This window comes from Arthrobacter sp. 05T423 (genome assembly GCF_056396245.1).
On the sequence record NZ_JBFTLC010000013.1, the window covers coordinates 75,354 to 87,537 of the forward strand.

11 protein-coding genes and 2 tRNA genes are annotated in these 12,184 nt (G+C 66.9%); 6 read left to right on the forward strand and 7 right to left on the reverse strand.

The genetic code is table 11. From position 1 onward, the window contains the following. Positions 1-24 precede the first annotated feature (24 nt). Positions 25-99 (reverse strand) — tRNA-Pro (locus AC1DFE_RS11835). Positions 100-237: 138 nt separating this feature from the next. On the opposite strand from AC1DFE_RS11835, the gene AC1DFE_RS11840 reads away from it, so the two are divergent. Continuing rightward, positions 238-311, forward strand: a tRNA-Gly gene (locus tag AC1DFE_RS11840). Positions 312-373: 62 nt separating this feature from the next. On the opposite strand, the gene AC1DFE_RS11845 is transcribed toward AC1DFE_RS11840, so the two are convergent. The 4 genes from AC1DFE_RS11845 to AC1DFE_RS11860 form a co-directional block, all read right to left on the reverse strand. After that, positions 374-1,459 carry a winged helix DNA-binding domain-containing protein gene (locus AC1DFE_RS11845; RefSeq protein ID WP_476906065.1) on the reverse strand — a complete coding sequence of 362 codons (1,086 nt, stop codon included), beginning with the start codon at positions 1,457-1,459 and terminating at the stop codon, positions 374-376. Between the two features lie 95 nt (positions 1,460-1,554). After that, positions 1,555-2,457 (reverse strand): Fpg/Nei family DNA glycosylase, encoded by a 903-nt coding sequence (locus tag AC1DFE_RS11850; protein WP_476906066.1) that lies wholly within the window; start codon positions 2,455-2,457, stop codon positions 1,555-1,557. Next, the gene (locus tag AC1DFE_RS11855; RefSeq protein ID WP_476906067.1) at positions 2,457-2,951 is read right to left on the reverse strand and encodes a ribose-5-phosphate isomerase; all 495 of its coding nucleotides are present in this window, start codon (positions 2,949-2,951) and stop codon (positions 2,457-2,459) included. The genes AC1DFE_RS11850 and AC1DFE_RS11855 overlap by 1 nt, the downstream gene beginning before the upstream one ends. A 112-nt stretch (positions 2,952-3,063) precedes the next feature. Continuing rightward, complete coding sequence (locus AC1DFE_RS11860) at positions 3,064-4,080, reverse strand: hypothetical protein (RefSeq protein ID WP_476906068.1); 1,017 nt, start codon at positions 4,078-4,080, stop codon at positions 3,064-3,066. A 206-nt stretch (positions 4,081-4,286) separates the two neighbouring features. On the opposite strand from AC1DFE_RS11860, the gene pepN reads away from it, so the two are divergent. The 4 genes from pepN (at position 4,287) to AC1DFE_RS11880 (ending at position 8,571) form a co-directional block, all read left to right on the forward strand. Then, the gene (gene pepN / locus AC1DFE_RS11865) at positions 4,287-6,845 is read left to right on the forward strand and encodes an aminopeptidase N (RefSeq protein WP_476906104.1); all 2,559 of its coding nucleotides are present in this window, start codon (positions 4,287-4,289) and stop codon (positions 6,843-6,845) included. Between the two features lie 3 nt (positions 6,846-6,848). Then, on the forward strand, positions 6,849-7,328 hold the full coding sequence (locus AC1DFE_RS11870; protein ID WP_476906069.1) for an OsmC family protein: 480 nt from the start codon (positions 6,849-6,851) through the stop codon (positions 7,326-7,328). A gap of 107 nt (positions 7,329-7,435) precedes the next feature. Next, on the forward strand, positions 7,436-8,095 hold the full coding sequence (locus AC1DFE_RS11875) for a mechanosensitive ion channel family protein (protein WP_476906070.1): 660 nt from the start codon (positions 7,436-7,438) through the stop codon (positions 8,093-8,095). 2 nt (positions 8,096-8,097) lie between these two features. After that, the gene (locus AC1DFE_RS11880; protein WP_476906071.1) at positions 8,098-8,571 is read left to right on the forward strand and encodes a globin; all 474 of its coding nucleotides are present in this window, start codon (positions 8,098-8,100) and stop codon (positions 8,569-8,571) included. A gap of 35 nt (positions 8,572-8,606) precedes the next feature. Here the strand turns inward: AC1DFE_RS11880 and AC1DFE_RS11885 are convergent, their stop codons facing one another. Further along, a complete protein-coding gene (locus tag AC1DFE_RS11885) occupies positions 8,607-9,269 on the reverse strand; it encodes a DUF8185 domain-containing protein (protein WP_476906072.1) in 663 nt (220 codons plus the stop codon). 63 nt (positions 9,270-9,332) lie between these two features. Here AC1DFE_RS11885 and AC1DFE_RS11890 point away from each other — a divergent pair, with 63 nt between their 5' ends. Beyond that, the gene (locus tag AC1DFE_RS11890) at positions 9,333-10,304 is read left to right on the forward strand and encodes an acyl-CoA thioesterase (RefSeq protein ID WP_476906073.1); all 972 of its coding nucleotides are present in this window, start codon (positions 9,333-9,335) and stop codon (positions 10,302-10,304) included. Positions 10,305-10,471: 167 nt separating this feature from the next. On the opposite strand, the gene ettA is transcribed toward AC1DFE_RS11890, so the two are convergent. After that, the gene (ettA, locus tag AC1DFE_RS11895) at positions 10,472-12,154 is read right to left on the reverse strand and encodes an energy-dependent translational throttle protein EttA (protein WP_476906074.1); all 1,683 of its coding nucleotides are present in this window, start codon (positions 12,152-12,154) and stop codon (positions 10,472-10,474) included. Positions 12,155-12,184 lie beyond the last annotated feature (30 nt).

A 12,184-nucleotide genomic window follows, 5' to 3' on the forward strand; every position in this document is an offset into this window, starting at 1 on the left:
CAGGCCTGGGGCCCGGCCGCAGAGTCGGGGTGACAGGATTTGAACCTGCGACTTCCTGCTCCCAAAGCAGGTGCTCTAGCCAAGCTGAGCTACACCCCGTAATGCACAGGACAGTCTACGTTCATACCTGCCGCGTTTGCACATTTGACACGTGGGGCATGAATTAGGTTTAGTTGTATCCGGCTTGAACAGCCGCCGAAGAAAAGCCCGAAGGCCAACGCCGGAATGCTTTCCCTCGGGGACGTAGCTTAATGGTAAAGCCTCAGTCTTCCAAACTGATTACGCGGGTTCGATTCCCGTCGTCCCCTCCACAACAAAGAGGCCCCCTCGCCGAGGGGCCTCTTTGCGTTAAGCCCTGTCCTCAGCAAATTGCTTAGGCGTGGCCTCCGATGTCCACCGCGCCAAGGGCGAGACGCACTTCGGACTGCAGGAAGCTCCCGACCCGGTCCGCCTGCTGCGCCAGCTCGTCCAGCTGCAGTGACCCCGCCGGACGGAACAATTCGGCCGTAATCTCCACTTTCTTTCCGGACCGGCGGTGGTGCCAGAGTCCGCTGACGACGCCGTCGATGAGTATGACGGGATAGTTGCCTGCCTGCCCCCTGGCCAGGGCACGGGCGCCTGCCGCGCCCGGGAACAGCAACTCCCGGGGCTGGCCGGCCACAACGTAGGAGTCAAAGTAGGGAAGCAGCCGTGCGCCCGCAGGTTCAGTGGTGATTGCGTCCGGGTCGCTCCGCAGTACCCAAGCCGGCGAACCTTCCACGGTGACCGGGGCCAATTCTTCGCGGTGGTCCTCAAAGAGTCGGGAAGCCCACTCGCGCGGAGCCCCCAGCCAGCGGGCAAAATGGGCCGGGGTGGCGGGGCCGTATGCCTGCAGGTAGGACCGGAGGAGCCAACCGAGCGCGGGTGCCGCGTCGGCCGGGCGGAACCCGGGAAGTAGCTGCCCAGGGCTGCGATACGTCGCTGCCCGGCCCCTGCCGGCACCAAAGCACAGCGCTCCGCGGGTTCCCGCGGTGGACATCGCCGCGCGCCAGCGCGGCCACATGCCCTGGAATGCCGGCATCACCGGTTCAGCCGCCCAGGCGCCGGTCCTGTCAACTATGGCGTCGTTGAGTTCGTCGACGGTCAGCTCCCTGTTGCGCAGCGCGTCTGCAACTGCGGCCACGATCTCATCGGCCCGGCCGGGCGTCAGGAATTGTCCCAGCCCCGGATGCGGAGGAATGGCTCCCAGCGCCCCGGTCCACAGGGACAGGTCGGCCGTGGGCAGCAGATGGACAGTGCCGCGGGGGCCAAAGGCCTTAACCAGGGTTCCGTCCTCCCAGAGTGAAGCGCGCACGTCGGCCCGGGAAATTACGGCGCTCCGCATCCCCACGGACAGCTCGGCCGCCGGCATCACCTGGGCGTGCGCGCCACACATGTCCCGCACGATGTCCGCCGGGGAGGCGGTTTGAGAAGGGGCCAAAAGCCACTGGCGCTCCAGGCGCCTGGCACAGACCTGTGCCCACGAATACCCGCGTACGGGCCCGTCAGTCATCGCGGGCAGTCACGAAAGCCGGCTCAGCCGGGCTGCTGGCAGGACGGGCACCAGTACAGTTTGCGGGCCGCGTGTTCGGCCAGGGCAATCGACGTGCCGCAGACCCGGCATGGCTGGCCGTGCCGGCGGTAGACAAAGTGTGCCTCCTCCCCCGGCGGAAGCTGGTCGCTCCGGGTCCAGAAGCCGGAGGTGGTGGTGACGATCCGCCCGTCGCGGACGCCGTCGGCCATCACCGCGGCGGTGTCGTCCCAGAGGACGCCGGCGGCGTCCGCCGTGAGCGCCCGGCCGGGAAGCAGGGGGTCTATCCGGCCGCGGAACAGCACCTCCGCCCGGTAGACGTTTCCGACGCCGGCAATCACCTTCTGGTCCATCAGCAGCGTGGCGAGCGGAGTCCGCTTTGACAGGACGCGCCGGACGAAATCGTCCCGGCTGCCGCCGGCGTTATGGAGCGGATCGGGACCCAGCCTGTCCAGCACGGCTGCCGCCTCGGCTTCGGTGATGGCCGCACACGTGGTGGCGCCGCGCAGGTCGGCCCAGCCGTGGTTACCTGCCAGCCGCACCCGCACGGCTCCCACCGGCGCCGGCGGGCCGGCGTACCCGGCGGGAGCAGCATCGCCGGCCACGTCGGCCGCTTCCCGCTCCCCCACCCTGCGGGGCGCGCCGATGCTGGAGGCGCCGCGGAACTGGGTGTCGCCACCGAAGTCCCAGGCCCCGTAGAGGCCCAGGTGGACGTGCAGCACCAGTGCATGCTCGAAATGCAGGAACAGGTGTTTACCGTGCGCTGACGCATGCACCATGGTGTGCCCGTCCAGCAGCGCGGCACCGGCGGCGAAACGGCCCTGCGGGCTACTGACGGCCAGCCGCTCACCGGCGAATACGTCACCGAACTGGCGGGCGAGCCGGTGTATGGAGTGGCCTTCCGGCACTATTCGACGATCTCGCCGGTGGTCTCGTAGGTGGCGATCTTGCCAATGCGGCGCACGTGCCGCTCGTCGTTGCTGAAGGGCTCCTGCAGGAAGGCCTCGATCAGTGACGTGGCCTCCTCAACGCTGTGCTGGCGCCCGCCGACGGCCACGACGTTGGCGTCGTTGTGCTCGCGGGCCAGCGTGGCGGTGGCGTGGTTCCAAGCCAGGGCCGCGCGGACACCCTTAACCTTGTTGGCCGCGATCTGCTCGCCGTTTCCGGATCCGCCCAGCACGATGCCCAGCGCATGGACTCCTGCTTCCTGGTCCGCCACCACTGCGAGCGCCGCGTTGATGCAGAACGACGGGTAATCATCGAGGGCGTCGTATTCCTGGGGGCCGTGATCCACCACGTCATAGCCGTTCGCCGTCAGGTGCTTGACCAGGTGGGCGCTCAGCTCCATGCCGGCGTGGTCGGTGGCGATGTGGACCCGCGGGAACACAGGGTTTGTTGTCACGGTAGCTTCCGTTCAGTCATGAGCACCGGGGCGCAGCCGGGCTGGTACAGGTCAAATCAACAGATCCAAGAGTACTCGGTGTGCTTCCGGCCGCGGGGTGCCTGCCAGGCCGTTACGCGTCCGCGTCGCCCTGCGCCGGCGGGCGCGTGTCGCGGCGGGCCCTCGCCGCCACGCGAGTCAGGACCTCCGCCAGATGGGCAGCGGAGTCGGGGTTGCCGCCGCTTACGGCCAGCCGGTGGCCGTCGGTTTTGCGGACGACGACGGCGGGGCCGCTGCTGACGAGCACCGCTGCGGTTCCGTCGTGGTTGCGGTAGCCCCAGCCGCCGTAGTCGGCAGCCCGGACGTCCGCGGGATGTGCGGCGGAGATGGCGGTCGCGGGAACATCGATGACACGCAGGATGCCGGCCAGGAAAACGCGCAGTCCGCTGCGGTCCGCGGTGACCCTGGCGAAAAGGAACGCGGCGCCCACCAGGGCGGCCGCCACCAGCAGGGCCCCCAGCCATGGCACGACGATGGCAAGCAGCGAAGCGGGAAACAGGCTGGCAATGGCGATCATGACGAACACGGAGCTGCGCGCGTGCACCCAGAACCGTACGGAATCCCCGGCAAGGTCCGGGTCGAGTTCCTGCTCCAGCGCCCGTTGCAGGGCAAGATCATCCTCGGGGGTCCATTGGTGGTCCGCCTTGAAGACGAAGCCGATGATGACCCCCAGGGAAAGCGCGGCACCGCTGCCCGAAGCAAGGACAATGACGTCCACACTGGACTCCCGGGCGTCTGCCTCCCCCGCCTGGCCGACGAGAGCGGCCGCCAGCACGGTGGTGACAAAAAGGCTCACTGTCAGCCCCGCGCCCATCAGGATCCGGCGCATCACGGTGGGCCGGGAAAGCGGCACAGCCTGCAGCAGCACCAGCCAGCCGATGACAACGATCAGGGCAGCCCCGCCGCCCACGAAGGCGGCGAACGGCGCGAAGGCTGTGCCGCCGTCGGCGTTCCACATGACCGCCAGCGGTTCCGGCAGATCCGGCCGCAGCAGCACGGCACAGACAGCGAACGCTACCGCAAGGAGTACGGGGAAGCCGGCCGCGAACCGCAGCGCCTTGGTGTCCACAGCCTCGAGGATCTTTCCCATGCCTTAACGCTACCCCCGCGCCCGCCGGCTGGAGAGGGCTCCCGCAGGGAACGGGCCACAGAAGTGAGCCAGCTAACTTGCCAAGCGGCGCCGGAATGAAACAATGGCTTCACAGTGATGCAACCCCGTGCGTGAACACCGCGCAGCAGCCGGCGGGCCGGGCCAGTCCGGCCACCACAACCTCTGGAGGCACAACCTTGCCAGGCATGAACCTGACCCGCGCCGAAGCACGCGAGCGCGCCGCCCTGATCGCCGTCGACTCCTATGATGTCAGCCTGGACCTGACCAGGGGCGGGACCGTCTTCGGTTCCACCACCACCGTCAGGTTCACGGCGGCCCCGGGATCGTCGACGTTCATCGACGCCGTGACAGACGCTGTGCACAGCGTGACGCTGAACGGGCGCGAACTGGACCCAGCCGAGGTGTCTGACGGCGTCCGGATCAAGCTGCCGGACCTGGCCGCGGACAACGAGCTCACAGTGGTGGCGGACGCCCCCTACATGAACACCGGCGAAGGCCTGCACCGCTTCGTGGACCCGGTGGACGGTGAGGTGTACCTGTACACGCAGTTCGAGGTGCCGGACTCGCGCCGGATGTTCGCAGTCTTTGAACAGCCCGACCTCAAAGCCACCTTCCGGTTCCGCGTCACAGCACCCTCGCACTGGGACGTCGTCTCCAATTCCCCGACGCCGGAGCCGGAGGCGGCTTCCCCGGGGAACGACGGCGGCGCCCGCTCGGTCTGGGACTTTACGCCCACGCCACGCCTGTCCTCGTACGTCACCGCGCTGATCGCCGGACCGTACCAGTCGGTGCGCAGCGATGTCACCAGTTCGGATGGCCGCGTCGTACCGCTGGGCGTCTTCGCCCGCAAGTCCCTTATGCAGTACCTGGACGCGGACAACATCTTTGAGCTCACGCGCCAGGGATTCGAGTTCTTCGAGGCCCAGTTCGGCTGCCCCTACCCGTTTGAGAAGTACGACCAGTTGTTTGTGCCGGAGTTCAACGCCGGCGCGATGGAGAACGCCGGAGCGGTCACCATCCTCGAAGGCTACGTCTTCCGCGGCAAGGTCCCGGAGGCGCAGGTGGAACGCCGCGCCATCACCGTGCTGCACGAGTTGGCGCACATGTGGTTCGGCGACCTCGTGACCATGCGCTGGTGGAACGACCTCTGGCTCAACGAGTCCTTCGCCGAATACATGTCCCACCTGGCCGCGGTGGAGAACACGAAGTTCCAGAGCGCCTGGACAACGTTCGCCTCGGTGGAAAAGTCGTGGGCCTACCGCCAGGACCAGCTCCCCACGACCCATCCGATCTTCGCCGAAATCAACGACCTGCAGGACGTCGAGGTGAACTTCGACGGCATCACCTATGCCAAGGGCGCCTCCGTGCTGCGGCAGCTTGTGGCCTGGGTGGGGCCGGACCAGTTCATGGCCGGCATGCGTGAATACTTTGCCAAACATTCCTGGCGGAACACCGAACTCGGCGACCTGATGGTGGAGCTGGAGAGGGCCAGCGGACGCGATCTGGACCAGTGGGGACGCCTGTGGCTGGAAACGGCCGGAGTGAACTCGCTCAAGCCGGAGCTGGCGGTGGATGCCGACGGCACCATCACGTCATTCGCCATCCTGCAGTCAGCGATCGCCGAGCAGCCCACCATTCGCCCGCACCGCCTGGCGGTGGGCTTCTATGACATCACCGACGAGGGCACGCTCGAGCGGGTGCACCGCGAGGAGCTGGACGTTGACGGTGAACGCACCGAGGTGCCGGAACTGGCTGGACTCAAGCGGCCGGACCTGATCCTGCTCAACGACGATGACCTCGCGTACGCCAAGGTGCGGCTGGATGAGCAGTCCCTGGCCACCGCCACGGCGCACCTGAAGGATTTCCGGGAGAGCCTGCCGCGGTCGCTGGTGTGGGGCTCGGCCTGGGACGCCGCAAGGGACGGGGAAAGCCCCGCCCGCGGTTACGTCGAGCTGATCCTGGCCAACATCTCCTCCGAGTCCGATTCCTCGGTGATCCTGGTGCAGCTGCGGCAACTGGCCACCACGCTGACGTTCTACGTTGCCGAGGAACACCGCGAAGCAACCACTGTTGCCGCCGTCGACCGGCTTTGGGAGCTGGCCTCGAGCGTACCGGGCGGATCCGACGCCCAGCTGCAGTTCACTAAGTCGTTCGCGCTCCTTGCCCGTAGCGGGCAGCAGCTGGACCGGATCGCCGGGCTGCTGGACGGCTCAGTCACCCTGGCCGGGCTGACTGTGGACCAGGACCTCCGCTGGGAGCTCGTGGCCTCCCTTGTGGCGGGCGGCAGGCTGGGGCAGGCGGAGATCGACAAGGAACTGGAGCGGGACAACACCTCCAGCGGCCAGAACGCGGCGGCGCTGGCCAAGGCTGCCATACCCACCCCGGAGGCCAAGGCGGAGGCATGGGAGTCGATCGTGGTCAAGGGCGAGCTCTCCAACGCCATCCAGGCCTCGGCCGTCGCCGGCTTCACGCGGGTGCTGGACACTGCGCTGCTGGAGCCGTTCGCGGAGAAGTACTTCGAGGCCGTTCCCGGGATCGTCGCCGAACGGACCAATGCCCTGGCGCAGCAGATCGTCGTCGGACTGTATCCGGCACAGCTGACCAACCAGGCCACCGTGGACCGGACTGACGAGTTCCTGGCGTCGCTGCCGGAAGAGAGCGCTGCGCTGCGCCGGATGATGCTGGAAAACCGCGACGGCGTGGCCCGGGCGCTGCGGGCCCGTGCGGTGGATGCGCGGGCCTGACCGATGGCACTCGACGAACACCACTATGCGCTGACGGTCCGCTGGACCGGCAACCTTGGAAGCGGCACGTCGTCCTACCGGGACTACTCCCGGGACCACGACATCGAGATTCCGGGGCTGCCGGTCCTGCAGGGCTCGGCCGACCCCACCTTCCACGGCGACCGCACCCGGTATAACCCTGAGCAGCTGCTGCTGACGGCGCTGGCGCAGTGCCACATGCTGTCCTTCCTGCACGTGGCCGTGAGGCATGGCGTGGTGGTCCTGTCCTATGAGGACAACGCCACCGGCGTGATGCGGCTGAACCGGGACGGCAGTGGCCAGTTCGAATCCGTGACGCTCCGGCCGCGGGTGACGGTGGCCGATGCCGGGCACACTGCGTTGGTGGAGCAGATGCACCATGAGGCGAACCAGGTGTGTTTCATTGCCCGTAGCGTAAATTTCCCCGTACGGCACGCTCCCGTTACCACAGCCGCAAGTCCCTAGCCAGCGGCAGACCCCGCTAGGCTTAAAAGTGACCAAGGAGCGGCCGGTCTCCCCGGTAAGCGCGGAGACCGGCCGCCGCCGGACAGCAGCAAGGAGCCTTCCTGCAGATGCACAGCATGTTCACAACGCCCTCGGCCTCACTGGAACCCACCGGCCTTGACCTGGCCGGCGTGGCCATCAGCCTCGGCGCAGGCATTGTCCTGTGGCTGATCGCAAGTTTCCTGATCGCCAGGATCACCAAGAGTGTGGCGAGCGGCACGTCACTGTTCAAGAAGCCCCATTTCCGCTGGGTGGCGCCGGCGCTGCGCGCCCTGGACCATGAGCGGCGCGTGCAGCGGGCCAACACGATCGGATCGCTCCTCAAGAGCGGCCTCGGCGTGATGATCGCCGTCATCACCACCATCTACATGCTGAAGAACCTCGACGTCGACGTGGCGCCGCTGCTGACCAGCGTGGGAATCCTGGGTATCGCCATCGGCTTCGGCGCCCAGCAGCTCATCAGGGACTTCCTCGCCGGCATCTTCATCACCATTGAGGACCAGTACGGCATCGGCGACATCATTGAGACCAGCGAAGTGGTGGGTGTGGTGGAGTCGATCGGGCTGAGGATCACGCGCGTCCGCGACGAGAACGGCGCCATCTGGTACCTCCGCAACGGCGAAATCCTGCGCGTCGGCAACCGCTCACAGGGAAACTACGCACCGCCCGCCGAGACGGACGCCTCGGCCGATGCCGAGCACGCACCCCAGCAGAAGGCCGGAGAATAGCCATGACCATCCCCTCCCCACTCACCCCGCCAGAGCCCGGCGTCCGCAAGCCGCTGATGCGCAACGACCCCTTCAGCCAGCCGGGTTACACCGACAACTTCTTCGACGCCGTGGGCGGCCACGAGACGTTCGTGAAGCTCATTGACGTCTTTTACGACGGCGTGGCCACCGATCCGCTGCTGCGCCCAATGTATCCGGAAGAGGACCTGGCGCCGGCCAAGCGGCGGTTCCTGATGTTCCTGGAGCAGTACTGGGGCGGCCCCACCACCTACGGCGAGGAGCGCGGCCATCCGCGGCTGCGGATGCGCCACATGCCGTTCCGGGTCACACCCGAGGCCAAGGACCGCTGGCTCCGCCACATGCGGACCGCTGTGGATTCCCTGGATCTGCCGCCGCTGCATGAGGGAACGCTGTGGGACTACATGGAACGCGCCGCGCTCTCCATGGTGAACAGCCCTTCCGAGGCGCAGGGCTGAAGCCGGCGGCACTCCTGGCCTTGGAGCCGGGGGCTTTAAGTCAGGCCGGCACCCGCACGCGCCAGCACGTGGCCGCGGTTTCCGCTGAGCCGGAACCAGCGCCCGGAGCGGTAGAGCTTCTGTTCGCCCTCGCCCAGGAAGCCCAGGGCCAGGGCGGCGAAGGCCGCCCCTGCCGGTACCCCGTGCCGCCCCTCGAGCCCGCGTCCCCAGACGGCGGCGCGGGCGTTATTCACGATCATGGCTCCGGGTTTGTCCGGAACGATTTCCGCCACCTCGGCGATGCCGGCTTCGGCGGCCTGCCGCAGTTCAGCGTCTGGCACAGAGTCCACAAGTTCCCAGCCCCCGCGCGGGGCGCCCACGCCAGCCCATGATTCGGTGACGGTCGACGGCGGGACCGGCAGGTCGGCGTCGTTCTCCCCCGCCCGGGCCAGCCGGTCCAGGACCGCAGCCAGCGGAACCGTGACGTCAGTTGCCGACGGCTCTGCCAGTCCCATGGTGCGCAGGCCGAGGATGGTGGGCGTGGACTCGCCCAGGATCCGTGGCCGGAGCACGCACACGTAGGCGGCCAGTACCGTTCCGGCCGCCTGCAGGCGGATGGCGCCGTCATCGATGGCCTTCGCGCGGGTGGCAAAGGTCTTCAGATCGGAGAGGTCGCGGGGGTCAGCGAAGCGGAAAGACTGGGTAAGGAGATCAGACACGTTAAGAACACTACCGGCTGGGGCCCGGTTGAGCGGTGCCGGGGCGCCGTCTAGAGTCAAACCATGACTGAAGCGGACGCCGGATTGCAGGCCTTGCCCACGAATGACCCCACCAACTCCCTCCTCGAACTGCTGGACCTCGGTGAGCTGGAAGGCGCCCGCACCGACGAGGATATTTTCATGGGGCCGTCGCAGCGCCAGCCGCACCAGCGCGTCTTCGGCGGCCAGGTCCTGGCCCAGTCCCTGGTCGCGGGAATGCGTACCGTGGACGAGGACCGAACCGTCCATTCCATGCACGGCTATTTCCTCCGGCCCGGTGACGCGAACAAGCCCATCACCTTCGGCGTCCAGCGCCTGCGGGACGGCCGCTCGTTCTCGGCACGGCGCGTACATGCGTATCAGGACGGCACGCCGATCCTATCCATGATCGCCTCATTCCAGGCCGGGGATGACGGCATTGAACACCAGTCCGAGATGCCGGCCGGCATCCCCGATCCAGACACCCTGCCCAGCACGGCTGACCTGCTGGGCAAGTTCGACCACCCCGTCGCCCGGCACTGGGCCTACGAGCGGCCCTTCGACATCCGCCACGTGGATCCGGCCCTTTATGTGGCGGCCACGGGGAAGAAGGAAGCGCGCAACGCCGTGTGGATGAAGACCTTCAGCCCCATGCCGGACGACGCCAACACGCACCGCGCTGCGCTTGCGTACGCCAGCGACTACACCCTGCTCGAATCGATCCTTCGCAAGCACGGGCTGAGCTGGATCACGCCGGGCATGAGCGTGGCGAGCCTCGACCACGCCATGTGGTGGCACCGTCCCGCGCGCGTTGACGAGTGGCTGCTGTACGTGCAGGAGTCCCCCAGCGCCCAGGGAGCGCGGGGCCTGGCGACCGGCAAGATCTTCAACCGCGAGGGCGTGCACGTGGCGTCCGTGGCGCAGGAAGGCATGGTCCGGGTCCCGACGGACATCAAGAGCAAGGTGGCCGGCGCCGTCCAGACGAAGATCCTGCAGCACCAGATTCGCAAGGCCTGACGGATTTCAGGTACGTAAAGTCGGGCATACGAAAGGCCGGCCCCGGGTTGAACTCTTCAACCGGGGCCGGCCTTTTACGTGCCCAGCGCCTAATGACCGCGGCTTGATGAGCCGCGCCTTATTGGTCGCGACTTATTAGTCGCGGGCCAGGTTAGTCGCGGGTCAGGTTAGTCGCGGGTCAGGCGGCGGTGCGTGACGCGGTGCGGCTTGGCGGCGTCGGGGCCGAGGCGCTGCACCTTGTTCTCCTCGTAGGATTCGAAGTTGCCTTCGAACCAGTACCACTTCGACGGGTTCTCCTCGTCGCCTTCGTAGGCGAGGATGTGGGTGGCCACACGGTCCAGGAACCAGCGGTCGTGGGAAACCACGACGGCGCAGCCCGGGAATTCCAGCAGCGCGTTTTCCAGGCTGCTGAGGGTTTCGACGTCGAGGTCGTTAGTGGGTTCGTCGAGCAGCAGCAGGTTTCCGCCCTGCTTGAGGGTCAGCGCCAGGTTCAGGCGGTTGCGCTCACCGCCGGAAAGCACGCCTGCCTTCTTCTGCTGGTCCGGTCCCTTGAACCCGAACGCCGCGACGTAGGCGCGGGACGGCATTTCAACATTGCCCACCTGGATGAAGTCCAGGCCGTCGGAAACAACTTCCCACAGGGTCTTATTGGGATCGATACCGCCGCGGCTCTGGTCGGCGTAGGAGATCTTGACCGAGTCGCCGATCTTCAGTTCGCCGCCGTCGAGGGGCTCAAGGCCAACGATGGTCTTGAACAGCGTGGACTTGCCCACACCGTTCGGACCGATGACGCCGACGATACCGTTGCGGGGCAGGGAGAAGGACAGTCCGTCGATCAGCGTGCGGTCGTCGAAGCCCTTCTGCAGGTTCTTGGCTTCCAGCACCACTCCGCCAAGGCGCGGTCCCGGCGGAATCTGGATCTCTTCGAAGTCCAGCTTCCGGGTACGGTCAGCCTCGGCTGCCATTTCCTCGTAGCGGGCAAGACGCGCCTTGGACTTGGTCTGCCGGCCCTTGGCGTTGGACCGGACCCAGTCGAGTTCTTCGGCGAGGCGCTTGGCCTGCTTGGCGTCCTTCTTGCCCTGGATTTCCAGGCGGGCGCGCTTCTTCTCCAGGTACGTGGAGTAGTTGCCCTCGTACGGGTACAGGTGGCCGCGGTCCACTTCGGCGATCCATTCCGCGACGTGGTCCAGGAAGTACCGGTCGTGGGTGACGGCGAGAACTGCGCCCTCGTAGGACGAGAGGTGCTGTTCCAGCCACAGCACGCTCTCGGCGTCGAGGTGGTTGGTGGGCTCGTCAAGGAGCAGCAGGTCCGGCTTCTGCAGGAGCAGCTTGCAGAGCGCCACGCGGCGGCGCTCACCGCCGGAGAGCAGGGTGACATCCGCGTCGGCCGGCGGGCAGCGGAGGGCGTCCATGGCCTGCTCGAGCTGGGAGTCCAGATCCCAGGCATCGGCGGAGTCGATGGCTTCCTGCAGGTGGCCCATCTCTTCCAGGAGCGAGTCGTAGTCAGCGTCCGGGCTGGCCATCTCTTCGGAGATCTCGTTGAAGCGCTGGATCTTGCCGTAGATCTCGCCAACGCCCTCCTGGACGTTGCCCAGGACGGTCTTCTCCTCGTTCAGCGGCGGTTCCTGCAGCAGGATGCCCACGGTGTAGCCGGGGCTCAGCCGGGCTTCGCCGTTGGAGGGGGTGTCCAGGCCGGCCATGATTTTCAAGATGGTGGACTTACCGGCACCGTTGGGGCCAACAACACCGATCTTGGCGCCCGGGAAAAAGGACATGCTTACGTCGTCGAGAATAAGTTTTTCGCCAACAGCCTTTCGGGCCTTGGTCATTGTGTAGATAAATTCCGCCATGGTTCCAAATCTAGTGGGTTGGCGGGCATA

Coding starts and splice junctions, on each gene's coding strand:
- AC1DFE_RS11875 (WP_476906070.1), top strand. CDS start 7,436: ATGCACAGCATGTTCACAACGCCCTCGGCCTCACTGGAACCCACCGGC.
- AC1DFE_RS11860 (WP_476906068.1), bottom strand. CDS start 4,080: ATGGGAAAGATCCTCGAGGCTGTGGACACCAAGGCGCTGCGGTTCGCG.
- ettA (WP_476906074.1), bottom strand. CDS start 12,154: ATGGCGGAATTTATCTACACAATGACCAAGGCCCGAAAGGCTGTTGGC.
- pepN (WP_476906104.1), top strand. CDS start 4,287: ATGAACCTGACCCGCGCCGAAGCACGCGAGCGCGCCGCCCTGATCGCC.
- AC1DFE_RS11880 (WP_476906071.1), top strand. CDS start 8,098: ATGACCATCCCCTCCCCACTCACCCCGCCAGAGCCCGGCGTCCGCAAG.
- AC1DFE_RS11890 (WP_476906073.1), top strand. CDS start 9,333: ATGACTGAAGCGGACGCCGGATTGCAGGCCTTGCCCACGAATGACCCC.
- AC1DFE_RS11870 (WP_476906069.1), top strand. CDS start 6,849: ATGGCACTCGACGAACACCACTATGCGCTGACGGTCCGCTGGACCGGC.